Annotated in this window: 25 protein-coding genes; 9 read left to right on the forward strand and 16 right to left on the reverse strand. The window is 56.9% G+C overall.

Features of this window, described 5'->3' with window-relative positions; all coding sequences use genetic code 11:
- The first annotated feature begins 123 nt into the window (after positions 1–123).
- Positions 124–1,383: a chloride channel protein gene (locus HMPREF1144_RS10590; protein WP_004855511.1), complete on the forward strand. Its 1,260-nt coding sequence runs from the start codon at positions 124–126 to the stop codon at positions 1,381–1,383.
- 73 nt (positions 1,384–1,456) lie between these two features.
- On the opposite strand, the gene HMPREF1144_RS10595 is transcribed toward HMPREF1144_RS10590, so the two are convergent.
- Entirely contained in the window at positions 1,457–2,320 is an 864-nt protein-coding gene (locus HMPREF1144_RS10595; RefSeq protein ID WP_004855510.1) for a YicC/YloC family endoribonuclease, read from the reverse strand.
- A gap of 123 nt (positions 2,321–2,443) precedes the next feature.
- Here HMPREF1144_RS10595 and rph point away from each other — a divergent pair, with 123 nt between their 5' ends.
- Both rph and pyrE read left to right on the forward strand, forming a co-directional pair.
- Positions 2,444–3,160, forward strand: a complete 717-nt coding sequence (gene rph, locus HMPREF1144_RS10600) for a ribonuclease PH (RefSeq protein WP_004106921.1) — start codon at positions 2,444–2,446, stop codon at positions 3,158–3,160.
- A gap of 65 nt (positions 3,161–3,225) precedes the next feature.
- On the forward strand, positions 3,226–3,867 hold the full coding sequence (gene pyrE, locus HMPREF1144_RS10605) for an orotate phosphoribosyltransferase (RefSeq protein WP_009652758.1): 642 nt from the start codon (positions 3,226–3,228) through the stop codon (positions 3,865–3,867).
- 152 nt (positions 3,868–4,019) lie between these two features.
- On the opposite strand, the gene slmA is transcribed toward pyrE, so the two are convergent.
- The 3 genes from slmA to coaBC form a co-directional block, all read right to left on the reverse strand.
- Positions 4,020–4,616 (reverse strand): nucleoid occlusion factor SlmA, encoded by a 597-nt coding sequence (gene slmA, locus HMPREF1144_RS10610; RefSeq protein ID WP_004855507.1) that lies wholly within the window; start codon positions 4,614–4,616, stop codon positions 4,020–4,022.
- Positions 4,617–4,793: 177 nt separating this feature from the next.
- Positions 4,794–5,252 carry a dUTP diphosphatase gene (gene dut, locus HMPREF1144_RS10615; protein WP_004855506.1) on the reverse strand — a complete coding sequence of 153 codons (459 nt, stop codon included), beginning with the start codon at positions 5,250–5,252 and terminating at the stop codon, positions 4,794–4,796.
- Complete coding sequence (gene coaBC / locus HMPREF1144_RS10620) at positions 5,230–6,441, reverse strand: bifunctional phosphopantothenoylcysteine decarboxylase/phosphopantothenate--cysteine ligase CoaBC (RefSeq protein ID WP_071532253.1); 1,212 nt, start codon at positions 6,439–6,441, stop codon at positions 5,230–5,232. The genes dut and coaBC overlap by 23 nt, the downstream gene beginning before the upstream one ends.
- Before the next feature lie 175 nt (positions 6,442–6,616).
- Here coaBC and radC point away from each other — a divergent pair, with 175 nt between their 5' ends.
- The 4 genes from radC (at position 6,617) to mutM (ending at position 8,932) form a co-directional block, all read left to right on the forward strand.
- A complete protein-coding gene (radC, locus tag HMPREF1144_RS10625) occupies positions 6,617–7,282 on the forward strand; it encodes a RadC family protein (protein ID WP_032743493.1) in 666 nt (221 codons plus the stop codon).
- A gap of 216 nt (positions 7,283–7,498) precedes the next feature.
- On the forward strand, positions 7,499–7,735 hold the full coding sequence (gene rpmB, locus HMPREF1144_RS10630; RefSeq protein WP_002436699.1) for a 50S ribosomal protein L28: 237 nt from the start codon (positions 7,499–7,501) through the stop codon (positions 7,733–7,735).
- 20 nt (positions 7,736–7,755) lie between these two features.
- Positions 7,756–7,923 (forward strand): 50S ribosomal protein L33, encoded by a 168-nt coding sequence (gene rpmG, locus HMPREF1144_RS10635; protein WP_003024094.1) that lies wholly within the window; start codon positions 7,756–7,758, stop codon positions 7,921–7,923.
- A gap of 199 nt (positions 7,924–8,122) precedes the next feature.
- Positions 8,123–8,932 carry a bifunctional DNA-formamidopyrimidine glycosylase/DNA-(apurinic or apyrimidinic site) lyase gene (mutM, locus tag HMPREF1144_RS10640; RefSeq protein ID WP_004855503.1) on the forward strand — a complete coding sequence of 270 codons (810 nt, stop codon included), beginning with the start codon at positions 8,123–8,125 and terminating at the stop codon, positions 8,930–8,932.
- A 123-nt stretch (positions 8,933–9,055) separates the two neighbouring features.
- Here the strand turns inward: mutM and coaD are convergent, their stop codons facing one another.
- From coaD to rfaQ, 7 genes are all read right to left on the reverse strand, one after another.
- Positions 9,056–9,532, reverse strand: a complete 477-nt coding sequence (gene coaD, locus HMPREF1144_RS10645) for a pantetheine-phosphate adenylyltransferase (RefSeq protein WP_004106901.1) — start codon at positions 9,530–9,532, stop codon at positions 9,056–9,058.
- The gene (locus HMPREF1144_RS10650) at positions 9,529–10,305 is read right to left on the reverse strand and encodes a glycosyltransferase family 2 protein (RefSeq protein ID WP_004855501.1); all 777 of its coding nucleotides are present in this window, start codon (positions 10,303–10,305) and stop codon (positions 9,529–9,531) included. The genes coaD and HMPREF1144_RS10650 overlap by 4 nt, the downstream gene beginning before the upstream one ends.
- Entirely contained in the window at positions 10,305–11,579 is a 1,275-nt protein-coding gene (gene waaA, locus HMPREF1144_RS10655; protein ID WP_004855500.1) for a lipid IV(A) 3-deoxy-D-manno-octulosonic acid transferase, read from the reverse strand. Before waaA ends, HMPREF1144_RS10650 begins: the two co-directional genes overlap by 1 nt.
- A 92-nt stretch (positions 11,580–11,671) precedes the next feature.
- Complete coding sequence (locus tag HMPREF1144_RS10660) at positions 11,672–12,661, reverse strand: glycosyltransferase (protein WP_009652743.1); 990 nt, start codon at positions 12,659–12,661, stop codon at positions 11,672–11,674.
- Positions 12,662–12,691: 30 nt separating this feature from the next.
- Positions 12,692–13,786 carry a glycosyltransferase gene (locus tag HMPREF1144_RS10665; protein ID WP_004855496.1) on the reverse strand — a complete coding sequence of 365 codons (1,095 nt, stop codon included), beginning with the start codon at positions 13,784–13,786 and terminating at the stop codon, positions 12,692–12,694.
- A 2-nt stretch (positions 13,787–13,788) separates the two neighbouring features.
- A complete protein-coding gene (locus HMPREF1144_RS10670) occupies positions 13,789–14,916 on the reverse strand; it encodes a glycosyltransferase family 4 protein (protein WP_009652752.1) in 1,128 nt (375 codons plus the stop codon).
- Positions 14,913–15,989 carry a putative lipopolysaccharide heptosyltransferase III gene (rfaQ, locus tag HMPREF1144_RS10675; RefSeq protein ID WP_009652755.1) on the reverse strand — a complete coding sequence of 359 codons (1,077 nt, stop codon included), beginning with the start codon at positions 15,987–15,989 and terminating at the stop codon, positions 14,913–14,915. The genes HMPREF1144_RS10670 and rfaQ overlap by 4 nt, the downstream gene beginning before the upstream one ends.
- Before the next feature lie 111 nt (positions 15,990–16,100).
- Between rfaQ and HMPREF1144_RS10680 the strand changes: the two genes are divergently transcribed.
- Entirely contained in the window at positions 16,101–17,063 is a 963-nt protein-coding gene (locus HMPREF1144_RS10680; protein ID WP_009652742.1) for a polysaccharide deacetylase family protein, read from the forward strand.
- A gap of 21 nt (positions 17,064–17,084) precedes the next feature.
- Positions 17,085–18,167 carry a glycosyltransferase family 9 protein gene (locus tag HMPREF1144_RS10685; protein WP_004855485.1) on the forward strand — a complete coding sequence of 361 codons (1,083 nt, stop codon included), beginning with the start codon at positions 17,085–17,087 and terminating at the stop codon, positions 18,165–18,167.
- Positions 18,168–18,193: 26 nt separating this feature from the next.
- Here HMPREF1144_RS10685 and HMPREF1144_RS10690 read toward each other — a convergent pair whose 3' ends face one another.
- The 5 genes from HMPREF1144_RS10690 to rfaD are packed head-to-tail and all read right to left on the reverse strand — an operon-like array spanning position 18,194 to position 23,221.
- Positions 18,194–19,360: an O-antigen ligase family protein gene (locus HMPREF1144_RS10690; protein ID WP_009652750.1), complete on the reverse strand. Its 1,167-nt coding sequence runs from the start codon at positions 19,358–19,360 to the stop codon at positions 18,194–18,196.
- Positions 19,338–20,246, reverse strand: coding sequence for a sugar glycosyltransferase (locus HMPREF1144_RS10695; RefSeq protein WP_009652754.1), 909 nt, complete (start codon positions 20,244–20,246; stop codon positions 19,338–19,340). Before HMPREF1144_RS10695 ends, HMPREF1144_RS10690 begins: the two co-directional genes overlap by 23 nt.
- Positions 20,246–21,217: a lipopolysaccharide heptosyltransferase RfaC gene (gene rfaC / locus HMPREF1144_RS10700; RefSeq protein ID WP_009652757.1), complete on the reverse strand. Its 972-nt coding sequence runs from the start codon at positions 21,215–21,217 to the stop codon at positions 20,246–20,248. The genes HMPREF1144_RS10695 and rfaC overlap by 1 nt, the downstream gene beginning before the upstream one ends.
- 3 nt (positions 21,218–21,220) lie before the next feature.
- The gene (gene rfaF / locus HMPREF1144_RS10705; protein ID WP_004855479.1) at positions 21,221–22,279 is read right to left on the reverse strand and encodes an ADP-heptose--LPS heptosyltransferase RfaF; all 1,059 of its coding nucleotides are present in this window, start codon (positions 22,277–22,279) and stop codon (positions 21,221–21,223) included.
- A 9-nt stretch (positions 22,280–22,288) separates the two neighbouring features.
- Positions 22,289–23,221 carry an ADP-glyceromanno-heptose 6-epimerase gene (gene rfaD / locus HMPREF1144_RS10710; RefSeq protein ID WP_004126603.1) on the reverse strand — a complete coding sequence of 311 codons (933 nt, stop codon included), beginning with the start codon at positions 23,219–23,221 and terminating at the stop codon, positions 22,289–22,291.
- Between the last annotated feature and the right edge of the window lie 97 nt (positions 23,222–23,318).

Consider the following 23,318-nt stretch of genomic DNA (forward strand, 5'->3'; position numbering starts at 1 on the left):
TTATTGATTATAAAAAGTAATGTGAAAGCCGTCGATGCGTAGCGGTATTGAAAACGCGATGAATACCTGTTGTTTAACTCTCAACCTTTATCCTTTTATTTTCCTCCTTCAAGGCCTCAGAAAATGACTGCAGCAGCTGGCAATAAAAACTATCTCACCCGCCTGATTGCCGTTGTGCTGACGGGGCTGCTTGCCGGCCTGTCAGGCATGGTTCTGGCGCTGATTTTACACGCAATTCAGCACCTGGCCTTTGGCTACAGCCCTGGGCAGATCGTGAGCGCGGAGTCATTTCTACAGGGCGTCACGGATTCATCCTGGCCTCGCCGCCTCTTGGCAATCGTCGCGGGAGGAGCCATCGCAGGATTCGGCTGGTGGCTCCTTGGGCGCTATGGGCAGAAGCGGGTCTCAATAGCGTCAGCGGTGGCGAATCCTGCGGTGCCAATGCCTGCGTGTACCACAACGATTCATGCCCTGTTGCAGATCGTCACCGTGGCGCTGGGCTCTCCGCTTGGCCGCGAAGTGGCTCCGCGTGAAATGGGCGCGCTGGGGGCAGGGATGGTGGCGCGTAAGCTGGGACTGCTGGCGGATGAAACCCGAACGCTGGTTGCCTGCGGCGCCGGTGCGGGCCTGGCGGCGGTGTATAACGTTCCGCTGGCCGGGGCGTTATTCAGCCTTGAGGTAATGCTGCTGTCGTTTAGCTGGGAAAAAACGCTGGCGGCGATGATTACCTCGGCGATTGCCGCGTGGACGGCAACGCTCGGGTTAGGCGAGGAATCGCAATACCATTTTACTTCCGACATCCTGCCGCATTCATTTCTCTGGTGGGCGATTATCGCTGGCCCCATTCTTGGCGCCGGGGCCTGGCTCTTTCGCAAAGCGACCAGCACGGCTCGCTCGGGCGTTCGAAGCAACTGGCAGATGCCGGTTTTCTGTCTGCTGGCGTTTTCCCTGCTTGCCGTCCTCAGCCTCTATTTCCCCCAGCTTCCGGGAAACGGTAAAGGGCCTATGCAGCTGGCTCTCAGCGATGAACTGGGTTTCCCCGGGGCGGCGATGCTGCTGGCGCTAAAAATGGTGGTGATTCTGGCGGTGCTGCGCGGCGGCGCGGAGGGCGGGCTGCTGACGCCGGGGCTGGCGGTTGGCGGCCTGACCAGCCTGCTGCTGTGTATGCTCTGGCAACAGCTGCTTCCCGGCGGAGATTACGGCAGTTTTGCTCTCGTTGGCGCGGCGGCGTTCCTCGCCGCATCCATGCAGATGCCGCTAACGGCGGTGGCGCTGGTGATGGAGTTCACCCACATGGATCACAGCTATCTTGCTCCCACTCTGCTGTGCGCTGCAGGGGCGTTTTTAACCTGTCGGATACTGGATAAAAACTATTCCTTCTGAAACGCGGCGAAAATAAAAGGCCATGATTTACCATAGCCTTTTGTCCGAACGTGATGTGGCGGGCGGGGAACCGTTACTCGATGTTTTGGATCTGCTCGCGCATTTGTTCGATCAGCACTTTCAGCTCAATGGCGGAGTTCGTCACTTCGGCATTGATTGATTTAGACGCCAGGGTGTTCGACTCGCGGTTGAACTCCTGCATCATAAAGTCGAGGCGGCGACCGACCGCTTCTTTCTTCTTCAGAATATTCCACGTCTCTTTCACGTGTGCTTCCAGACGATCCAGCTCTTCGGCAACGTCTATACGCTGCGCCATCAGCACCAGCTCCTGCTCGAGGCGGTTGTTTTCCAGCTGTACTTCCGCATCTTCCAGCTTGGCAACCAGACGCTCGCGCTGCCACTGCAAAATTTCCGGCATATGGGCACGTACTTTAGCCACCTCGGCCGTCACGCCATCGAGACGCTGTTCGATCAGCGCTTTCAGCGCCTGGCCTTCGGTTTCGCGGGCGATGATAAAGTCATCCAGCGCACCGTTTAACGCGCCCAGAATTTCGGCGGCAATGGCGTCCAGATCCTGTTCATGGGCCGACATCACGCCAGGCCAGCGCAGAATATCGACCGGATTGATTTCGCCTTCGTCGCTCTGCATTTTGACCCAGTTGGCGGCGTTAACCAGCTGCTTTGCCAGTTTTTCGTTAAGGATCAGCTCACCCTGCGCGCTCGGGTCCTGCTCAAAACGCAGGGTACATTCGACTTTACCGCGGGTCAGACGGGAGCGAATACGTTCACGCACCACGGGCTCCAGGCTACGGAACTGCTCCGGCAGGCGGAAGTAGGTTTCCAGATATCGTTGGTTTACCGAGCGCAGTTCCCACGCGGCGCTACCCCATTCACCCTTGATTTCACGCCGGGCGTAGGCGGTCATACTGCGGATCATAGACGTTCCTGTTTTTAAAGGAGAGTGGGGTGGATTATAGCTTTCGAGGCCTTATCAGGATAGGAATAAGCGCGCATTATCCGTATAATGCGCAGCCACATTCGTTTCAAGCCGGAGAACATCATGCGTCCAGCAGGCCGTAGCGCTAATCAAGTGCGCCCAGTAACCCTGACCCGTAACTACACAAAACACGCAGAAGGCTCCGTGCTGGTCGAATTTGGTGACACGAAAGTATTGTGCACCGCTTCTATTGATGAAGGCGTGCCGCGCTTTCTGAAAGGCCAGGGCCAGGGGTGGATCACCGCCGAATACGGCATGCTGCCGCGTTCTACCCACACGCGTAACGCGCGTGAAGCCGCAAAAGGTAAGCAGGGCGGACGCACCATGGAAATCCAGCGCCTGATCGCGCGTGCGCTGCGCGCTGCAGTTGACCTGAAAGCACTGGGTGAATTCACCATCACGCTGGACTGTGACGTGCTGCAGGCAGACGGCGGCACCCGTACCGCGTCTATCACCGGAGCCTGCGTGGCGCTGGCCGATGCGCTGAATAAGCTGGTCGCAGCCGGTAAGCTGAAAACCAACCCGATGAAAGGAATGGTGGCGGCGGTCTCCGTAGGCATCGTGAATGGCGAAGCGATTTGCGATCTGGAGTACGTTGAAGATTCCGCGGCGGAAACCGATATGAACGTGGTGATGACCGAAGATGGCCGCATCATTGAGGTGCAGGGTACGGCGGAAGGCGAGCCGTTCACCCATGAAGAACTCCTCACCCTGCTGGCATTGGCCCGGGGGGGTATCGAATCCATTGTCACGACGCAGAAAGCGGCGTTGCAAAACTAGTTTTTAAGGCGACTGAGAAGTCGCCTTTTTTTTGTCCGTAGAAAAGTAAGATGAGGAGCGAATCCATGAAACCGTATCAGCGCCAGTTTATTGAGTTTGCGCTTAACAAGCAGGTACTTAAGTTTGGCGAGTTTACGCTGAAATCCGGGCGCAAGAGCCCCTATTTCTTCAACGCCGGCCTGTTTAATACCGGGCGCGATCTGGCTCTGTTAGGCCGTTTTTACGCCGAAGCGCTGGTGGATTCCGGGATTGATTTTGACCTGCTGTTCGGCCCGGCCTATAAAGGCATTCCGATTGCCACGACCACGGCGGTCGCGCTGGCGGAACACCATGACCGCGATCTGCCTTACTGCTTTAACCGCAAAGAGGCGAAGACTCACGGCGAGGGCGGAAACCTGGTGGGGAGCGCGCTGCAGGGCCGCGTCATGCTGGTGGATGATGTTATTACCGCAGGCACCGCGATTCGGGAATCGATGGAAATTATTCAGGCCAACGGCGCTGAGCTGGCGGGCGTACTGATCTCTCTGGATCGTCAGGAGCGCGGGCGCGGCGAAATCTCCGCGATTCAGGAAGTTGAGCGCGACTACGGCTGTAAAGTAATTTCTATCGTGACGCTGAAAGACCTGATTAGCTATCTGGAAGAGAAGCCGGAAATGGCTGAACACCTGAGTGCCGTTCGCGCCTATCGCGAAGCGTACGGCGTATAAATATCTGCCCGGCAGGCAACGGTCTGTCGGGTCGATTGCCGGCAAAACGGCCAGCCGCGGCGAGAAGAGCGCCAGGGTATCAATGCGGATAATGCCGGGCATTCCTGCGGGAAGAGATGCAGCCCTTCGGGCTGCACAGAGACCGGCGAGAATTATTTCAGCTGGGCGGCGACCAGCGGCCAGCGGGCGTCAAAATCGTCCGTCGGGCGATATTTAAACTCGCTGCGCACAAAGCGCGATAGCATCCCTTCGCAGAATGCCAACAGCTGGCTGGCCAGCAGGGCTTCATCGACGGTATAGCCTTCGCCTTCGCGCATTTTCTTTTCACGCAACACCTGACGCAGCTGGACTTCAATGCGCTCGAACAGCTGATTGATGCGGTCCTGAAGCCGGTCCTGTTCAAACATCAGCGCATGGCCGGTCAGAATTCTTGTCAGCCCAGGATTACGCTCGCCAAACCCAAGAATCAACAGCACAATCAGACGCAGGCGCGCTGAAGTGTCTTTTTCATCCTTTAAAATCAAATTGATGCGCGTAATCAGGCTGTCTTCGATAAATTCAATCAGGCTGTCAAACATGCGGGTCTTGCTAGGGAAGTGCCGATACAGAGCCGCTTCGGATACGCCAACGGACGCCGCCAGTTTCGCTGTGGTAATGCGCTGACTTCCATCGCTGGATTCAAGCATTAGCGCCAGAGATTGAAGTATTTCTTCGCGACGATTCCTTTTCGCAGTTTGTTTTTCTGCCATGTTTTAAAATACCCCTGAAAAAAAGCACTTGTCAGGCAGGCACCCACAAAGCGACCGCAAGCTGTTGCCTGCGGTGATGTTATTGCATTAGTGCGCTTTGCGATGCTGGTTCCACTTCATCCTTCAGGCAGCCCTTTTGCCGGCAGCGCCCCGAAAGAGTTTTGTCTATCGCCGGGCTTATTGACGCCCTGAGTGACCGAAGCCGCCTTCGCCGCGATCGGTGGCGTCAAAATCTTCCACCAGGTTAAATTCTGCCTGCACAACGGGCACAAACACCATTTGCGCGATACGCTCGCCGGGTTCGATGCTGAAGCTCTGCTGGCTGCGGTTCCAGACGGAAACCATCAGCTGGCCCTGATAGTCAGAATCAATCAGACCGACCAGGTTACCCAGTACGACGCCGTGCTTATGGCCCAGCCCGGAGCGCGGGAGAATGACCGCGGCCAGAGAAGGATCGGCAATATGAATCGCCAGGCCGGTCGGCACGAGGGTGGTTGCGCCGGGAGCCAGCTCTACGGCGTCATCGAGACAGGCTCGCAGGTCAAGTCCGGCGGAGCCGGAGGTGGCATAGGTCGGCAGCGGAAATTGCTGACCAACGCGCGGGTCCAGAATCTTAACGTCGATTTTTTTCATCATAACGGGTAACGATCTCGTCGAGTAATAATTGGCCCAGGAGTTCCTTGCGCTCAAGTGCTAAGCGCTTATCTCCCTCCTGCCAGAAAAGGTGTAATGCATTGCTGTCGCTGTTAAATCCTTGATTTGGCTGTGAAACATCATTAGCGCAAATCAGATCAAGATTTTTGCGGGCTCGCTTTTGCCGTGCGTATTCTTCCACATTATTTGTTTCGGCGGCAAACCCAACGACGTAAGGGCGGTTGGCCTTAAGCGCGGCGACCCCTGCGACGATATCCGGATTTTTAACCATTTTCAGGGTTAATTCATCACCTTGTTTTTTGATTTTTTCTTCGGCGATGGCGACCGCACGGTAGTCAGCGACCGCCGCACAGCCAATAAAAATATGCTGCTGAGGCGCGCTGTTTTGCACCGCTGCTTCCATTTCCAGCGCGGTGGTGACATCAATTCTGTGTACAAACGGCGGCGTAGGCAGCGAAACCGGGCCGCTCACCAGCGTGACGTTCGCCCCGCGGCGCGCGGCGGCGGCGGCAATCGCGAAGCCCATCTTACCTGAACTGTGATTGGTGATATAACGCACCGGATCCAGCGGCTCGCGGGTGGGGCCCGCGGTAATCATGATGTTCAGATGTTGCAAATCTTTGACAGGCGAGAAATGCTGCGCGGCCATATCCACAATGGTCAGCGGGTCCAGCATCCGCCCCGGGCCAACATCGCCGCAGGCCTGGCTGCCGCTGTCCGGACCCCAGACCAGCAGACCGCGGGCGGCAATGACGTCCAGATTATGCTGAGTGGCGGCGGCGCGATACATCTGCTGATTCATGGCGGGCACGACGGCGACCGGCGACGGCGTCGCGAGACAAATCGTCGAAACAAGATCGTTGGCCATCCCTGCCGCGACGCGAGCGATTAGGTCGGCGGTGGCGGGGGCGAGAATGACCAGGTCGGCCCATTTCCCCAGCTCAATATGGCCCATCGCCGCTTCGGCGGCCGGGTCGAGCAGGCTGTCGGAAACCGGATAACCGGATACCGCCTGTAGACTTAATGGCGTAATGAAGGCTTTTGCGGCTTCCGTCATGGCGACGCGGACATCCGCGCCGCGGTCACGCAGGCGGCGCACCAGTTCCGGCGTTTTATAGGCAGCAATGCCGCCGCTCACGCCAAGAACGATCTTTTTACCAGCCAGACTCATCATGATTTTTTCCTGTTGCGGTACACCAGAATTCGCGCATCTTATCACAATCCTGACGGCATCGTGTGCCTCGCGGAGATACACTTTGCGAGGCGCTACGCAGGGATAAAACTTGCGTCTCGGCGGCGCAAAAAGGCTGTGCCAGGATAGCGCGCAGTGGGAAGGAGATGCCGCGATGGAAATACAAGAAACCCTGATGCCGAGGGAAAAGATGCAGCGCTACGGTATCGAAGTTTTGTCGGATATTGAGCTGTTGGCGCTATTTTTACGTACCGGTACCCGCACGCAGGACGTAATGACATTTTCGCGGGAGCTGCTACAGCGTTTTGGCTCGCTGTACGGCCTGCTATCGGCGGAAGAGTCGCAGTTTGCTGAGGTGGAAGGCATTGGTCTGGCGAAATATGCGCAGCTAAAAGGGATTGCTGAACTGGCGCGACGCTATTTTAGCCTGCGAATGACGGAAGAACCCTCGCTGGTTACCCCATCGATGACGCGGGAATTTCTGCAAAGCCAACTGGCCGACGAAGAGCGCGAGATCTTCATGGTGATCTTTTTAGACAATCAGAACCGGGTATTGAAACATAGCCGACTTTTTTCTGGTACTCTTAGCCACGTTGAGGTGCATCCGCGAGAAATCGTACGCGAAGCCATCAAAGTGAACGCCGCCGCGGTGATCCTGGCACATAATCATCCATCCGGTAGTCCTGAGCCGAGCAAGGCCGACAGGTTGATTACCGAAAGAGTGATAAAATGTTGTCGATTCATGGATATACGTGTGCTGGATCACCTTGTTATTGGCCGCGGAGCGTACGTATCTTTTGCTGAACGCGGCTGGATTTAGCCCCGATCGCGCGATCCATCGGGATCTTTGTCTGTTCGGGACTTGAGCACATCGCCGAGTCAGCGTATACTACGCCACCTTTGAGAATCTCGGGTTTGGCATTTGGGCCTGGCAATCGAGAGTTCGCTTAGAACTGCGATGACCGGGCTGTAAAGCCTGACGAGGCGCCAATACCCCATACGAAGCTCGAGCTAATTTGATTTTTGGAGAATAGACATGTCCCGAGTCTGCCAAGTTACTGGCAAGCGTCCGGTGACCGGTAACAACCGTTCCCACGCACTGAACGCGACTAAACGCCGTTTCCTGCCGAACCTGCACTCTCACCGTTTCTGGGTTGAGAGCGAGAAGCGTTTTGTCACCCTGCGCGTATCTGCTAAAGGTATGCGTGTTATTGATAAGAAAGGCATCGATACAGTTCTGTCAGAACTGCGTGCCCGTGGCGAAAAGTACTAAGTACTTAGAGGAAATAAATCATGGCTAAAGGTATTCGTGAGAAAATCAAGCTGGTTTCTTCTGCTGGTACTGGTCACTTCTATACCACCACGAAGAACAAACGTACTAAGCCGGAAAAACTGGAACTGAAAAAGTTCGATCCAGTTGTCCGTCAGCACGTTTTATACAAAGAAGCTAAAATCAAATAATTTTAGATTCCTTGTAATAAAAAACCCCGCCCTGGCGGGGTTTTTTATTATCAAGACTACGCTACCGTCTACACCGTTGGCGCTGGCGAACGTTTACCCCCTGCGCCAGGCGGAAGAGCATGCTGAACAATCATTGCCCTGAACCTCGTCGCTGAACGCGGTAAGATAGTGCATCTTGCCGTTTTTGTTCGAGAAAAGAATGCCTGAATTACCTGAAGTAGAAACCAGCCGCCGCGGCATTGAGCCGCACCTGGTGGGAGCCACCATCCTGCACGCCGTTGTGCGCAACGGGCGCCTGCGCTGGCCCGTTTCTGAAGAGATCTATCGTCTGAGCGACGTTCCGGTGCTCAGCGTACGCCGCCGCGCTAAATATCTGCTGCTGGAACTGCCCGACGGCTGGATTATCGTCCACCTTGGGATGTCGGGAAGCCTGCGTATCCTGAGCGAAGAGCTGCCTGCGGAAAAACACGATCACGTGGACCTGGTGATGAGTAACGGCAAGGTGCTGCGCTATACCGACCCGCGTCGTTTTGGCGCCTGGCTGTGGACCAAAGCGCTGGAAGGGCATCCGGTGCTGGCGCATCTGGGGCCGGAGCCGCTGAGCGATGAGTTCAACGTCGATTATCTGCAGGCGAAGTGCGCGAAGAAGAAAACCGCGATTAAGCCCTGGCTAATGGATAATAAGCTGGTGGTCGGCGTGGGCAATATCTACGCCAGCGAATCGCTCTTTTCGGCGGGTATTCATCCCGACAGGCTGGCCTCTTCGCTGTCGCGCGAGGAGTGCGGGCAGCTGGTGAAAGTGATTAAGCTGGTCCTGCTGCGATCCATCGAACAGGGCGGGACGACGCTGAAAGATTTCCTGCAAAGCGACGGTAAACCGGGCTACTTTGCCCAGGAGCTGCAGGTGTATGGCCGCAAGGGCGAGCCGTGCCGCATTTGCGGGACGCCGGTTATCGGCAGTAAACACGCCCAGCGGGCGACGTTTTATTGCCGCCAGTGCCAGAAGTAATATGCGGTGGTTGCCGTGGACCCGGCTCGCGCTGCGCTTAGCCGGGCTACAGGGCTGCGCTTGGTCCGGTAGCCCGGACAGATGCGCAGCAGCGCCTCCGTGAAGAGCCCCGATGGCGCAGGATTACAGCTTCTTCAGCAGCGCCTGGTGAACGTTTGCCGGCAGAAAGTGAGAAACGTCGCCCTGGTGGCGCGCCACTTCTTTTACCAGCGAAGAGGAGATAAACGACCACTCTTTGCACGGCATCAGAAATACGCTCTCCAGCGTCGGCATCAAATGACGGTTCATATGCGCCAGCTGCATCTCATATTCAAAATCCGCCACCGCCCGCAGGCCGCGAATTAAAATGTTCGCCTGCTGCGCGCGGGCAAAATTGGCCATTAAATCGCTGAAGCCAATAACCTCAACGTTGACCAGATGCGCCGTTGCCTGGGTGGCCAGCGCGATGCGCTCGTCGAGAGTGAACATCGGCTTTTTGCTCGGGCTGGCGGCAATAGCCAGCAGCACCTTATCGAACATGCTGGCCGCGCGGGTGACGATATCGATATGGCCGTTGGTGATAGGGTCGAAGGTTCCCGGATAGATCGCTTTTGTGCTCATAATGACACTTTCTCCGAGTAGCCGCGGCTCAGGGCCCACAGCTCGGTGTATTTATTAAACGTGTATTGCGCGTTGACCACCGCCAGCAGCCAACCTTGTTTCCCATCCAGAATGCCCCCGCGCAGCAGCAGCGTTTTCACAAAGGCGCCCAGCGTATGGCCGAAGATAGCGGCCAGCGAGGTCTTCTTCCCTCTTTGATGGCGCTCCTGCGCCCAGGCGGCGGCGTAGGCCAGCTGCTTTTGCTGAAAGCCGGAAAAATCGCGGCAGGTCAGATGCAGCAGGTCCCCCGCGAGTTCGATAACCTGCGCGCCCTGGGCGTCGAGAGATTCGTGGACCAGATTAGCGTTATAGCGGTAACGGTCGCGTTCGTACAGGCGCATCACGCGGTCGGGGTACCAGCCGCTGTGGCGCATAAAGCGACCAAGGAAATAGTTGCGCCGGGCGATGCTGTATATCGCGCCGCTTTGCGGCGCGACCAGCACGCTGCGGATGGACTGCGCAAGCTCTGGGGTAACGCGCTCGTCGGTATCGATCATCAGCACATAGTCGCCGGTGGCGTAGGCCTGGGCGCGCTGGCGCTGAATACCGTAGCCCTGCCAGTCGCGATTGACATACACCTGAACGCCCTGGCTGCGGGCGAGTTCGACGGTGTTGTCGCTGCTGCCGGAATCCAGCAGCACTATCTCATCGGCCCAGCTTACCGACGCCAGACAATCAGGCAGCAGATCCGCCGCGTTTTTGGCGATCATCACGACAGAAAGTCGAGGCGACATCAGTGGCTCCGCTGCGGCAGATAGGGTTGCAATAACTGTAGCAGACGAGAGAGCGCGCCCTGGTTTTGGTGCAGAACTTCCACCGCATGGCGACCGTACCACAGACGGTAATCTTCATCGGTCAGCAGGTTAGACACTTGCGTTACCAGCGAGTCGGCGTCGGTGACGGTAATCAGTCCATCGTCCTGCTGCAGCTTGGCGCAGATATCTTTGAAGTTGAACGTGTGAGGACCCATCAGTACCGGTATCGCATGGGCGGCGGGCTCCAGCGGGTTATGGCCGCCGCGCTCTACCAGGCTACCGCCGACAAACGCGAGGTCGGCAATACCGTACAGCAGCATCAGCTCGCCCATGGTATCGCCAATCACCACCTGGGTACTGTTCGACGGGATTTCGCCGGTGCTGCGCAGGGTGTAGCTCATTCCTGCTTTTTGCACCATCTCGCGGGCGTCGCCGAAGCGCTCCGGGTGGCGAGGGACAAGGATCAGCAGCAGGCTGGGGAAACGCTCGAGCAGCTTTTTATGCGCCTGAAGAATAATTTGTTCTTCACCGTCGTGGGTGCTGGTGGCAATCCACACCTGGCGGTGCGGCGCCCACTGGCGGCGTAGGGTGATGGCGCGAGCCGCCAGCTCCGGCGTGACCGAAATATCAAACTTCAGGCTGCCGGTGACCGCCAACTGATTGCGTTTCAGGCCAAGGGCGATAAAGCGGTTGGCGTCTTCTTCGTTCTGCGCGGCGATAAGCGTAATGCGGCTCAGCAGCCGACGCATAAATTTACCCAGTTTGGCATAGCCTTTCGCCGAGCGTTCGGACAGACGAGCGTTAGCGATCACCAGCGGGATTTTACGCTTGTGCAGCGTGGCGACCATGTTCGGCCAGAGTTCGGTTTCCATGACGATAACCAGCTTTGGCTGAACGGTATTGAAGAAGCGGTTCATCGCGCCGGGCAGGTCGTAGGGCAAATAGACGTGATGCACGTCTTTGCCAAAAGCGGACATGGCGCGTTCAGAGCCGGTTGGCGTCATGGTGGTGACGGTGATCGGCAGATAGGGGTAACGGTGGCGTAGCGCGCGCACCAGCGGAATAGCCGCCAGCGTTTCACCTACGGAAACGGAATGCAGCAGGATGCCACCCGGTTCTACCTTGTTCTGGCAGAAGCCATAACGTTCCTTCCAGCGTTTACGATAGGCAGGGGCCTTACGGCTGCGTAACAGCAGTCGCAGCCACACCAGCGGCTGAATGAGGTAAAGTAGGGCGGTATAAAGCAATTCCAAGCGATTTATCCGTATTTATGTTTTTGCGGGCAAATTCTAAGCATTTAACCCGCGTAAAGCTATCTCTTTGGCGGAAACTAAGGGATTCAGTATTAAGCCGCGTCGCGATAGCGCTTGATGCGCAGATAGCGGCGTCCAAGACGCCAGCGTAGACGGAACGTACGGGCGTTTTTCCAGATCAGGCGCCAGATGCCGCGGTCGAAAAATTCTTTAATGATAATATGCTTTTTTGACTCATCTTTCATGCTATCGAAGGTATGAATAATTCCCAGCCCCTCTTTGGCGATCTGCCAGCGGCAGGCGGAAATATCGCGAACCTTGTCCGGATAGCGCTGGTTGATGGCGTCCAGCATCTCCAGAATCTTCATGTAGTGGCGCGCTGAACGCATCAGCGTGTCGTCGTTGTCCGGCTTATGCGACACCGATTCCGAATGAATATAGTAATCGTAGAACTGCTCGCTGGTGTACTGCACGCGTTCTGCCGCCAGCAGCACTTCGGTGGTCCAGGGAATATCCTGATGACGCAGGCCAGGCTCAAAATGGAAGCGGTGGCTCGCGATAAATTCCCGGCGGTAGATATTGAGCCAGGTGACATGCAGGAACTTACGAGAATCCAGCGCCTGCTTTAACCAGACGTGGCCGGGCAAAACGCCGGTCGACTGCAGCCGGTCCAGCGGAAAAATGGGATGGATATCTTTTTTCGTCTCGTAGACGTAGCGGCCGTTGCAGGTGGCGACGTCAAGATTGCCCTTTTCCGCCATCTCCAGAAGCGTACGGTACATGCCCGGGTAAAGCTTATCGTCGATATCCGGGAAGGTCAGGTACTTACCCGTCGCCGCGGCGAGGCCGGTATTGCGCGCCACCGACACGCCCTGGTTTTCCTGCTCCAGCACGAGCACGTTTTGCAGGCGCTCTTTCCACTGCTCGATAACCGCAAGGCTGCCGTCCGTCGACCCGTCGTTCACCAGGATCAGTTCATAGCTTTCCAGCTGCTGTTGCTCAAGGCACTCAAAGAATTGCGCAAGGAATTTTTCGCCGTTATAGACGGCGGCTACGATGCTTAGTAAAGGCGTTTGACTCATAACTCATTCGATCCTGGTTGAATAACGGCGTCAGGCGCTGCGCAACTGACGATACTGCTGGCAAATCGATGCCACGCTGAATTTCTCCAGCGCCGCTGCGTCGATGGCCGGCGGGCTATGGTAAATGCTTTGCATCGTCTGAGCCAGCGCCGGGCTGTTGAGATCCGCCAGGCCGCGCGACAGCTCGCCGGTGAGGATCTCGGTCACGCCGCCCGGGCAGCGGGTGCTGGCGACCGGCGTATCCAGCAGCAGCGCCTCAACCACCACGTTGCCAAAGCCTTCGCTATCGGAGCTGAGGACCAGCATCCGCGCGCCTTTGATCCACGGCAGCGGGTTTTTCTGGAAGCCTTTAAACAGGACGCGATCGGCAACCTGTAGCTGCTGCGCCAGCTGGCGCAGGCGCTGCTCTTGTTCCGGTTTTCCCTGCCCCAGCAGCACCAGCGGCGCATCAATACCGCTTTGCGCATAGGCCTCAATCAGGCGGTCGTGGCGTTTACCGGGATGAAAGCGGCCCACGTGGATAATATAGTCGCCGTCGGGGCGCTGGCTGGGCTCTTCGGCCGCGGCGCGCAGGGCGGGGATATCAAACGGGTTATAGATGGTTTTCAGCTGGGCCGGGCGAATAGCGAACTGCTCGACCAGGTCTTGACCGACCGCATTGGAGACGGTGACGACATTGCGTCCCTGATAAACGCGCCCGATCTTCTGCTTTTTCATCCAGCGGTTAAAACCGCTGCGGTGTCCGAGATAGGACGTGGAGAACACGCCGTGCAGGCAGAACCAGACGTTGCGCCCGTTCAACAGGCGGCTGCGGGAGACGATGCGGTCGGTTTTATGCAGATTCGAGAGCACCAGATCGAAACGGCCCTGCTGTTCTGCTTTCTCGATTGCCGCATCAAGCTGGCGCGCGCGCCGGGATAGCTCGGTGAGTTTGCGCCAGGGTTTGCGGCAGCGGTCGGCGATGACCTGATAATCCAGCCCCGCCGGTAGCGGATACTCGCAGACGTCGCGCAGGGAAAAAAGCGATACCTGTTCACCCTGGCTGATAAAATGCGCTGCCAGCGTCAGCACGACTTTTTCCGCGCCGCCGCCGGGCAGGCCGTCGATAACAAACAGTATGCGCATCGTTATTTCACCAAATCCTGATAGAGGGAGAGCAGCTGTGCCGAGAGCCGTTCGCTGGTGCAGGTCATGATCCGCTCGCGGGCGCGCTGGCCTTCTGCAGAACCCAAAGCCCGAGCAGGCAGGGCGTTAACCGACTCCTGCAGGGCCGGGATATCCAGCGCATCGCAAACGTAGCCATTGCTGCCCTGAACGATAAACTCCGCGCCGCCGCAGCCGGTAGTCGTAATCACCGGCAGGCCGCAGGCCATCGCTTCGAGAATGACGTTGGGGAACGGATCGTACAGCGTCGGCAGCAGCAGGCCGTCGGCCATCTGATAGAACGGCAGGGTTTCCGACTGCATGCCGAAAAAGCGCACCCGTTCCTCGCAGTTCAGCGTTTTCGCCAGCTGCTGATAGCGGCCCTGCTCTTTATCTTTGCCCACCACCAGCAGGTAGCGGTTGGTTGGCGCGATGGCGCGGATCGCCGCATCCAGCCCCTTGCGCTCAAAGCCGGAGCCGACGTAGATCAGGCAGGTCGCCTGGCGCGGCAGATTCCATTTGGCGCGCAGCGCGACAAAGGCTTCTTCCGTCGGCGGCAGAAAACGCTGGTTATCAATAGCGTTATAGATAACGTGGATTTTTTCCGCCGGCAGGGCGAAGTCTTCAATAATCTCGCGTTTAATCATCTCCGCGTTGCAGATAACGCCGCGCAGGTGCGCGTCCTGGTACATGTCGCGCTCGGCCTGCATCACATAGCGATGGTAGCGGTCGGCAAACAGCAGGCGGCTTTTCCAGCCGGGCAAAATGCGCGAGCGCTGCTGCAGCCAACGGCGGTGTACGCCGTCTCCGGCGCGGTACAGGTCGCAGCCGGGGATACGCTCATGGCTTTGCACCAGATCGAAGGCTTCGCGCTGCCACAGCTGGCGGGCGGCGTCGGCAAATCCTCGCTCGCGGCTGATCCGCCCCCATTTGCGCGGATTGCAGATGTGGATGTTCCACTCGGGCTTCACCGGCCCCTGCCATTCGCGGGTGATGACGTTCAGTTCAAGATCGCTGTCGTCGAGGGCTTCCAGCGCGCGGGAGACAAAGCGCTCCGCGCCGCCGTCCGGGCGATACTTCTGGCGTACCAGAGCCAGCCTGAATTTACTCATGCCAGTACCTTTTTCGCCGCCGCGATAACCGCGTCGGTGGGGATTAAATCGAGAAAGCGTTCGTTGGTGTTGGTATCAATGTCGTCAGGATCGGGAATCGATCCGAAATCACCCGCCCAAATCACCTCGCCCTGTGCCTGCCATGGACGCCAGAAGGTGAGCTTGGAGGGGCCGAATAGCGCCACCAGCGGCGTACCGAGCGCGGCGGCCATATGCATCGGCACGGAGTCGACGCCGATAAACAGGCGGGCATGGTCGATGACGGACGCCAGCTGGCGCAGGGTGAGCAGCCCTGCGAGGGAGTGCAGGCGAGCAGTGGGGCAGCCGGCCATAATGGTGTCGATCATCTGCTTCTCTCTGGCGTCAGGGCCGGAGGTCAGCACGACCGGGTAGCCTGCTTCAGAAAGCGCGTTTATCAGGGCGCTCATCCGCGCTTCGCGCCAGCACTTAAAGAACCAGCGGGAGGTTGGCTGAATGACGATATAGTTATCCTGAAATCCTGTCGGCAGCAGCGCGCGGCTGGCGCGCCAGTCCTGCTCGCTGTAGCCCATCGTCGCCGGCGCGTCAGCAATATCCAGCCCAAGCGGCGCCAGAATCGACAGATTCTGCTGCACGGTATGCAGCTGGTTATGCCGCTCGGTTGAGGCGAGGGCGGTATGGCAAAAACGCCAGGCCGGATGGCGACGCTTCGGAAAGTCAAAGCCGATACGGATGGCCGCCCCGGTCAGTTTGGTGATGATCGCGCTGGGCCACTGATCGGCAAGATTGAGCACCATATCGTAGCGCTGCTGGCGGAGCGTGCGAATCAGCCGCCACTCCATCTTCAACTGATGGCCGGCGCCCTGTTTTTTCCAGCGCCGGTCAATGCCGTAAATGTGGCGGATATCCGTATTCGCTGCGAGCATATCCCGGGTTTCTTCATAAAGCAGCACATCCACACAGGCGGCGGGATATTGCTGCTTAAGCGCGTGAATAAGCGGCGTTATCAATAACATATCGCCATGATGGCGAAGCTTAATAACCAGGATTCGCGCCGGGTTCACGCGGCCGGAAGTGCGGGTTTCAGGCGTCATTCTCTATTCTTCATTCAGGGGCAGGGCTCCGATTCTAGGGGATCAGATAGATTGAGAGAAGCCTTGTCTTGCTCTACCATGACCCGATACGTATGGCCTGAGGACGTTTTCGTGCACAAACCCGCATTTCTCATCACGATTGATACAGAGGGTGATAACCTCTGGCAAAAACATGACAGCATCACCACCGAGAATGCGCGCTATCTACCGCGTTTTCAGCAGCTTTGCGAAAAGTATGGTTTTAAACCGGTCTGGTTGACCAACTATGAAATGGCTATCGACCCGGTTTATATCGAATTTGCCAAAGATGCGATCGCCCGGGGAACCGCGGAAATCGGTATGCATCTCCACGCGTGGAACAGCCCGCCGACCGATCCGCTCACCGATGACGACTGGCGACATAAACCGTATTTAATCGAGTACAGCGATGTGGCGATGCGGGCCAAAGTCGACTATATGACCCGTCTGCTGGAGGACACCTTCCAGACCAAAATGGTCAGCCATCGCGCCGGGCGCTGGGCGTTTGACGAGCGCTACGCGCGTCTGTTGGTGGAGTATGGCTATCTGGTGGATTGCTCGGTTACCCCGAGGGTGAACTGGAAGACGGCGAAAGGCGCTCCGCAGGGCGACGGCGGTACCGATTACCGTCATTTCCCGCAGCACGCCTATTTTCTTGACGAGAATGATATCCGTCGTGAAGGGCAATCATCGCTGCTGGAAGTGCCGATGAGCATTCAGTACAAGCATTCCGCGTGGATGAATAGCCTGAAGCAGGGCTACGATCGCCTGCGCGGCAAAGTACGCTCGCCGTCGGTACACTGGCTGCGTCCGATGGGCGGCAACGTTGAGACGATGAAAAAAGTGGTCGAACAAACGTTGACTCAGGGTAATGACTACGTCGAATATATGCTCCACTCTTCAGAGTACATGCCCGGCGGCAGCCCAACGTTTAAAAACGAGCAGGATATCGAGCGCTTATATGCCGATCTGGATGCTTTTTTCAGCTGGCTGGCGCCGCAGGTGAAGGGAATGACGTTGGCGGAGTACTACCAACAGAAACTCACACAGCGATAAAAGATCACAACCAGGTACCATATGCGTATCGTGAAGCAGTTTACGCGGAAGAAAAATGCCTTCTTCCGCGAAATTAAGTTTAATTTAATTAACTATCGTTACAGAAATAAAAGCGCACGCCAGCCCTTTAATTCCGCGAAGATTCAGCATGTTTTATTATTGCGCCTGGATGACAAAGTTGGGGATATGGTTGTAACGACCGGCTGCGCAAAGCTTTTAGCTGACCGGGGCTATAAGGTTTCGGTTCTTACCGGGCCGGTCTGTAAGCAGATGCTTGCCGGTGCGGATTTTCTTGAGCAGGTTTATTTATATCAGCCGCGGATGCCGTTAAACGCACTGCGTGCGGCAGGATTTGACGCGGTCGTTGATTTTGATGACGTGAAAACCTACGAGCGTTTTAAACTGCTGGCTGATTTACGCCCTGGCTGCGTTATCGGTTTTAATAAACAAGAATATAAGCTTTACGATCACTCCATCCCTTTTCTGGATAGCAGCAGCCATATTTCCGCGCGCTATAAAGCCGTCGCCAGGCTATTTGGCATAGAGCACCCTCATTACCACTATCATCTGCCCGGCGACGCTTTTGAGCGGGAAAGAGTCAAAACACTGCTGGCTCAGCACAAGGGGAGTCAGCTCTGTATTGCCATAAACCCGTTTACCGCCTCAACGGATAAAGACTTTTGCCGTCATCAGGTTTCTGCCCTGATTGAGCGCTTATATACGCTCCCTTATAAAATCAGCGTCGTGATGGTCGGGCATAGCGAGAAAATTCGTCAGCTTAATCTGGAAACGGCGCTGCATCTGCCAGATAGCAATATTAATTCAGCGGTTGAGATTGTTCGCCACTGCGATCTGGTGATTACGGCGGATACCGCCATCGTGCATATTGCTCGCGCGTTCGACAAGCCCATGGTGGCGGTTTACAACAAACGTAAACTCAAAGATACCGGTTTGCCGGGCTATACCATTTGGGCGCCGGGTTATGACAAGGCCAGACAAATTGTCTGCGAAGAGACTAACGTCGCCGACATGACCATTGACGCGGTCTGGCCGGTGATCAAATCGCAGGCGGATGCCCTGATCGCCGTTCGCCAGCAGGCATAAAAAAGGGCCCTCTGCGGGCCCTTCTCTTAGCGTTTCGCCTTCAGGCTGCCGCTCAGCGCGATGCCCAGCGGCAGCCAAAACAGCGGCCAGCTTTCGCGAGGGTTGCTGATGATAAACATGCCCTGCGAGGCCATAAAAATCAGCGCATAGATAAAAATCGCCAGCCCGTAGCGGCCATCCTGCTGTTTGCGCCATGCCTGCCATAACCCTCCGGCAATCACCGCCAGCAGCAGCGCCAGGCCGATTATACCGCCTTTCAACAGTGCGCCAAGATAGACGCTGTGGGTGGTGGTAATATGCTCGCCGCTGTAGTTGGTAAAGTTCAGCTCGTAGTCAAAACCCCGACCCAGCCACGGCTGGCTGGCCACCTCCTGGAGCGTATGGCGCCAGATACTCAAGCGCAATCCGCTTTGGGTGCCCAGCTCTTCAAAGCGCGCTAGCAGCAGGTCTCCCGTTGGCGTAAAGAAGAAAAGCGCGCCCAGAACCAACGCTAACGCGGCGACAATCAGAAGGTTGCGGCGGGTAAAGACGTGCAGGTGCAGGGTGCAAACAAACGCCACCAGCAGGGCGATAATCGGGCCGCGGCTTTGGGTCAGAAACAGCATCACCAGCATGATGGCCATCGGCACATACAGCAGGTGGCTGCTTTTCTCCTTCAGCAGCATCGCGCAAATAAGGATGCCGATACCGCAATAGCCCGCCAGGTCGATCACGTTGGTCGGGCCGGGATTCTCCGGCGAAACCAGGCGTTCCTTGAGGACCAGCGTGAAGTCAATCGCCATCGTCCAGACGGAGAGCACCGTGATCCCGGCCACGACGCTCAGCAGCGCCAGATGTCGGGTCCGGGGATGGCCAAGTAGCGTTGTCAGCAGCAGAAGATAGAAAATTAAATAGGCGCCGTGGGTCAGAGGGGAATCGATATGCTGCGGCGTCTGCCCCCAAATATTGCTCAGCGCATAGTACACGCAGAATACCACCAGCAGGCTATAAACCGGCCACCGCTGGCGGATGCTTTCCGCTATTGCCTGACGGTTGTCTTTGTTAAGCAGTGAAAGCAAAAACAGCAAAATAGATAAATGAAGGAGGTTATTTGTCCGGGTTGATACGCAGAAAATAGCGCTAAAAAACAGAAACAAAGTGAAGAAAACGGTGTAGCCCTGTCTGGCGTAACTACTTATTTTTAAAGTACTCATCAAAAGAAACCTTTGCGAAAATCGTTTCCGGAACTGCGCTTTCTAACGAGAAATTGACAACCCGAATATGGTTTTGTTGCAGCACGTTGGCAGCGTGCGAAAAGGACGGCATGACCAGGTCATCCACCTTATTTGCCAGCCAGGAGGGGAGTTTATCCTGTTCCGTTTCGTAGAATCGCGGCTGGTTGAAGTTACTCATATCCAGACCGCTTATCAGAATGGTTTTAAATCCCAGCCACATCAGAATTTGCAGGGCCCAGTAGACCACGGTTCCGGCATCGAAAATACCCTGGCGGATATCAGTGCTAAAGCAAATATCCTGCCGCTGCGGGTGAAAGCGTAGCGCGGGGACGCCGCGCCAGGCCTGCTGTATCGCGTTTTTGGCGACTTTGGGCTGATAAATTTTATAACAGGCGTCTTCAATTAATGCCAAACGACAGCGAAGCTCTGCGCCGTGGCGGTCGAGGATTTTGGCGATACCGTGCATGGTGGTGAAGAGCACGAGATCGGGTTGGCTAATCACTGAACGAATCACGTCCGGCTTTTTATCGTAAAACACCATATCGACAATGGTATAGAACGAAAATTTAATTTTATCAGAGAGATGCCAGGCGCCATTCACCCCCATCACCGGAACGCTTTTCGGCAGCCGCGTGAAATCAATACGGCGCGTAGAGGGGCCGGTGGCGGTCAGCAGCACCTCGCCCTGGGCGCTATCCTTCAGTTCGCTGAGATTAACCAGTGGCACCGTTTTCCCTTTGTATTTCAAGGTGCGGATTTCACCGCTCTCCGCGCGCGTGATGTGGGTAAACGGCCAGAGATTTTCGTTATGGCGAAAGGCGCGTCGATGCGTGTAGCGATAGATCTGCTTAAATAATGAACCCATTAAGCCAGTTCCTGAGATTTCAACAGTTGCCGAACCCGGGACGCGGGAATATCTCCCGTGCTGCTGCCGCTTTCCGGGCGCACCACGTGCTGATTTTTACCGTAGCCGCCAATCAGCCCCGGATCGGTCGGGCCGTACAGCGTGAAGTTCGGTTTATCGAGCGCGGCGGTGAGATGGCTCAGCCCCGTGTCGACGGAAACGACCCCGCGCGCGCCGGCCAGCACCTGGGCTACCTGCTCCAGGCTCATGCGCGGCAGGACGTCGACAAAATCGTGCCCTTCCGCCAGGCGTCCGGCCCGCGCCTCTTCATGGGGCGCGCCCCACGGCAGTTTGATGCGTATGCCGCTGTCGGCAAGCAGGGCGATAAGCGCCCGCCAGTTCTCTTCCGGCCAGTGTTTATCATCGCGCGTCGTGGCGTGGAGGAACACCAGATACGGCGCAGCGGACGGGTCAGCCTGACGCAAAAAATGGCGGGCGATCGCGTAGTCGCCCTGGGTTTCCGGCTTCGCGTAGCCGAGGCTTTTCGCGAACAGCTCGCGGGTGCGCTCAACGGCGTGCTGCTGTTTAGCGATATGGTGACGACGGTTGTAAAACAGGCTCGCCAGCGGCTCGCGGGCGGTCTGCCAGTCCATACCGTGCTTCACGCCGCGGGCCAGCCGGGTGACCAGCGCGGCGCTCTTCACCAGCCCCTGGGCATCGATGATCGCGTCATATTTTTCCGCGCGCACGGCCTCGCGGAACGCTTTGCGCTCGGCTTTGATCGGCGCGGAAAACCACGCCTTACGCCAGCGGCGAATCGCCACCGGGATGACCCGGTCGACGCTCTCATGCCAGGAAGGGATCTGCGCGAAGCCTTCTTCAACCACCCAGTCGAAACGAATGCCGGGAAAGGCCAGCGCAGCGTCGCTCAGCGCGGGCAGCGTGTGCAGCACGTCGCCCATGGATGAGGTTTTTACGATCAGTACCCGCATCCGCTAGTCTTCCTCTTGTTCCGTTTTTTCCAGCAGCAGGTCGTTTAATTCTTCCAGCACGCGCTGCGGCGTAATGTCGATCAAACTCTGATGATAGCCTTCGGCGGCGTCGCCTTTACGCACTTTGTGGTAGCCGCTGATCAGGCGGATCACGCGTGCTTTGTGCGACAGCGGTGGCGTGAAGTCCGGGCTGCTGGGCCCGTAGAGCGCCACCAGCGGACGGTCCAGCGCGGCGGCGACGTGCATCAGGCCGGAATCGTTGCTGACCACCGCTTTACAGGCGGCGATCAGAATAACGGCCTGCTCAAGTTGAGTCTCCCCGGCCAAATTGCGGCACCATGCCTGCTGTTCGGTATTGAGAGCGGCGAGGATTTCATTGCCCGCTTCGTGGTCTTTCGCGGAGCCAAACAGCACGATCTGAAAGCCTTCGTCGATCAGCTGTTTCGCCAGTTCGGCGTAGTGATAGTGCGGCCAGCGTTTTGCCGGGCCGAACTCTGCGCCGGGGCAGAAGCCGATGAGCGGGCGCTCGGCTGAGAGGTTAAACGCGCTACAGGCCTGCGATTTTTCGCCTTCATGCACCTGCAGCTGCGGCCAGAGCAGCGGCTGCGGCAGATCTTTCGCGCAGCGCATCACGCTTTTGTCGTAGGCCAGACCGACGTAGCGTTCGACCATCAGCGGCCAGGCGTCTTTATCCAGCTTACGGGCATCGTTCAGCAGGCCGTAGCGCATTTCGCCGAGCCAGCCTGTGCGATGCGGTATTCCCGCAAAGAACGGCACGAGGGCCGATTTAAACGAGTTGGGCAGCACGTAAGCGCGATCGTAGCGACGTTCGCGCAGGCTGTGCCCAAGCTTACGCCGTTCACCGATTTCCAGCGCGCCGTGGCCGAGCGGCATCGGGATCGCTTCGTTGACTTCCGGCATGCGCGATAGCAGCGGACGGCACCATGCGGGCGCCATCACGTCGATTATCGCCTGGGGATAGCGCGCCCTGAGCGTACGGTAAAGACTTTGCGACATCATCATGTCGCCCACCCATGACGGGCCAACCACCAGTATTTTCATGCTTGCTTCTTACGCGTCGCGGTTCAGCCAGGCCATATATTCCGTTACGCCTTCGGCAACGGTCTTAAACGGTTTATCGTAACCCGCTGCGCGCAGGTTAGTCAGATCCGCCTGGGTAAACGCCTGATAGCGGCCTTTGAGTTTATCCGGGAACGGAATGTACTCGATGCTGCCTTTCTGGTGATAAGCCAGCGTTGCGTCGGCAACGGCCTGGAAAGACTCCGCGCGCCCGGTGCCGAGGTTGAAGATGCCGGAAACGCCGTTTTCCCAGAACCACAGGTTCACCGCCGCGACGTCGCCGACGTAGACGAAGTCGCGCTTGAAGCCGTCGCTGCCTTCGAACAGTTTCGGACTTTCGCCATTATTCAGCTGGGTGTTCAGATGGAAAGCGACGCTGGCCATGCTGCCTTTATGGCCTTCGCGCGGCCCGTAGACGTTGAAATAGCGGAAGCCGACAATCTGCGAGTTCGCTTCCGGCAGGATCTGACGGACGTATTCATCAAACAGGAACTTGGAGTAGCCGTAAACGTTGAGCGGCTGCTCGTATTCGCGGGATTCAATAAAGTCGCTGGTACGGCCGCCGTAGGTCGCTGCGGAAGAGGCGTACAAGAACGGGATTTCACGCTCCAGACAGTAGTGCAGTACCTCTTTGGAATACTGATAGTTGTTATCCATCATGTACTTGCCGTCCCACTCCGTGGTGGAAGAGCAGGCGCCTTCATGGAAAATAGCGTCGATATCGCCGAATTCTTCGCCCGCCATAATCTGGATCAGAAAGTCTTCTTTATCCATGTAGTCGGCAATGTTCAAATCCACCAGATTGATGAATTTGGTCCCGTCTTTCAGATTATCTACGACCAGAATGTCGGTAATACCCTGGTCATTCAGCGCCTTAACGATATTGCTGCCGATAAAGCCTGCGCCGCCGGTAACGATGATCATAACTGTAACCTTTGAAGTTGGTAGTCCAGAGACAATCCGGACATGAATACTCCTATCATATCACTACATCGGAAAGGCTTCAGCCATTCGCCGATAA

This window comes from Klebsiella sp. OBRC7 (genome assembly GCF_000293135.1).
GTDB classification, from domain to species: domain Bacteria; phylum Pseudomonadota; class Gammaproteobacteria; order Enterobacterales; family Enterobacteriaceae; genus Klebsiella; species Klebsiella michiganensis.

What these genes read in the sequence shown, in the direction of transcription:
- rfaD (WP_004126603.1), bottom strand. Translation starts at nt 23,221, where the DNA reads ATGATCATCGTTACCGGCGGCGCAGGCTTTATCGGCAGCAATATCGTT.
- HMPREF1144_RS10685 (WP_004855485.1), top strand. Translation starts at nt 17,085, where the DNA reads ATGCGTATCGTGAAGCAGTTTACGCGGAAGAAAAATGCCTTCTTCCGC.
- rfaF (WP_004855479.1), bottom strand. Translation starts at nt 22,279, where the DNA reads ATGAAAATACTGGTGGTTGGCCCGTCATGGGTGGGCGACATGATGATG.
- coaD (WP_004106901.1), bottom strand. Translation starts at nt 9,532, where the DNA reads ATGAGCACAAAAGCGATCTATCCGGGAACCTTCGACCCTATCACCAAC.
- dut (WP_004855506.1), bottom strand. Translation starts at nt 5,252, where the DNA reads ATGATGAAAAAAATCGACGTTAAGATTCTGGACCCGCGCGTTGGTCAG.
- rpmB (WP_002436699.1), top strand. Translation starts at nt 7,499, where the DNA reads ATGTCCCGAGTCTGCCAAGTTACTGGCAAGCGTCCGGTGACCGGTAAC.
- rfaQ (WP_009652755.1), bottom strand. Translation starts at nt 15,989, where the DNA reads ATGACGCCTGAAACCCGCACTTCCGGCCGCGTGAACCCGGCGCGAATC.
- HMPREF1144_RS10690 (WP_009652750.1), bottom strand. Translation starts at nt 19,360, where the DNA reads ATGAGTACTTTAAAAATAAGTAGTTACGCCAGACAGGGCTACACCGTT.
- HMPREF1144_RS10650 (WP_004855501.1), bottom strand. Translation starts at nt 10,305, where the DNA reads ATGTCGCCTCGACTTTCTGTCGTGATGATCGCCAAAAACGCGGCGGAT.
- coaBC (WP_071532253.1), bottom strand. Translation starts at nt 6,441, where the DNA reads ATGAGTCTGGCTGGTAAAAAGATCGTTCTTGGCGTGAGCGGCGGCATT.
- rfaC (WP_009652757.1), bottom strand. Translation starts at nt 21,217, where the DNA reads ATGCGGGTACTGATCGTAAAAACCTCATCCATGGGCGACGTGCTGCAC.
- slmA (WP_004855507.1), bottom strand. Translation starts at nt 4,616, where the DNA reads ATGGCAGAAAAACAAACTGCGAAAAGGAATCGTCGCGAAGAAATACTT.
- rpmG (WP_003024094.1), top strand. Translation starts at nt 7,756, where the DNA reads ATGGCTAAAGGTATTCGTGAGAAAATCAAGCTGGTTTCTTCTGCTGGT.
- mutM (WP_004855503.1), top strand. Translation starts at nt 8,123, where the DNA reads ATGCCTGAATTACCTGAAGTAGAAACCAGCCGCCGCGGCATTGAGCCG.
- rph (WP_004106921.1), top strand. Translation starts at nt 2,444, where the DNA reads ATGCGTCCAGCAGGCCGTAGCGCTAATCAAGTGCGCCCAGTAACCCTG.
- radC (WP_032743493.1), top strand. Translation starts at nt 6,617, where the DNA reads ATGGAAATACAAGAAACCCTGATGCCGAGGGAAAAGATGCAGCGCTAC.
- HMPREF1144_RS10665 (WP_004855496.1), bottom strand. Translation starts at nt 13,786, where the DNA reads ATGCGCATACTGTTTGTTATCGACGGCCTGCCCGGCGGCGGCGCGGAA.
- HMPREF1144_RS10670 (WP_009652752.1), bottom strand. Translation starts at nt 14,916, where the DNA reads ATGAGTAAATTCAGGCTGGCTCTGGTACGCCAGAAGTATCGCCCGGAC.
- pyrE (WP_009652758.1), top strand. Translation starts at nt 3,226, where the DNA reads ATGAAACCGTATCAGCGCCAGTTTATTGAGTTTGCGCTTAACAAGCAG.
- HMPREF1144_RS10595 (WP_004855510.1), bottom strand. Translation starts at nt 2,320, where the DNA reads ATGATCCGCAGTATGACCGCCTACGCCCGGCGTGAAATCAAGGGTGAA.
- HMPREF1144_RS10695 (WP_009652754.1), bottom strand. Translation starts at nt 20,246, where the DNA reads ATGGGTTCATTATTTAAGCAGATCTATCGCTACACGCATCGACGCGCC.
- HMPREF1144_RS10660 (WP_009652743.1), bottom strand. Translation starts at nt 12,661, where the DNA reads ATGAGTCAAACGCCTTTACTAAGCATCGTAGCCGCCGTCTATAACGGC.
- HMPREF1144_RS10590 (WP_004855511.1), top strand. Translation starts at nt 124, where the DNA reads ATGACTGCAGCAGCTGGCAATAAAAACTATCTCACCCGCCTGATTGCC.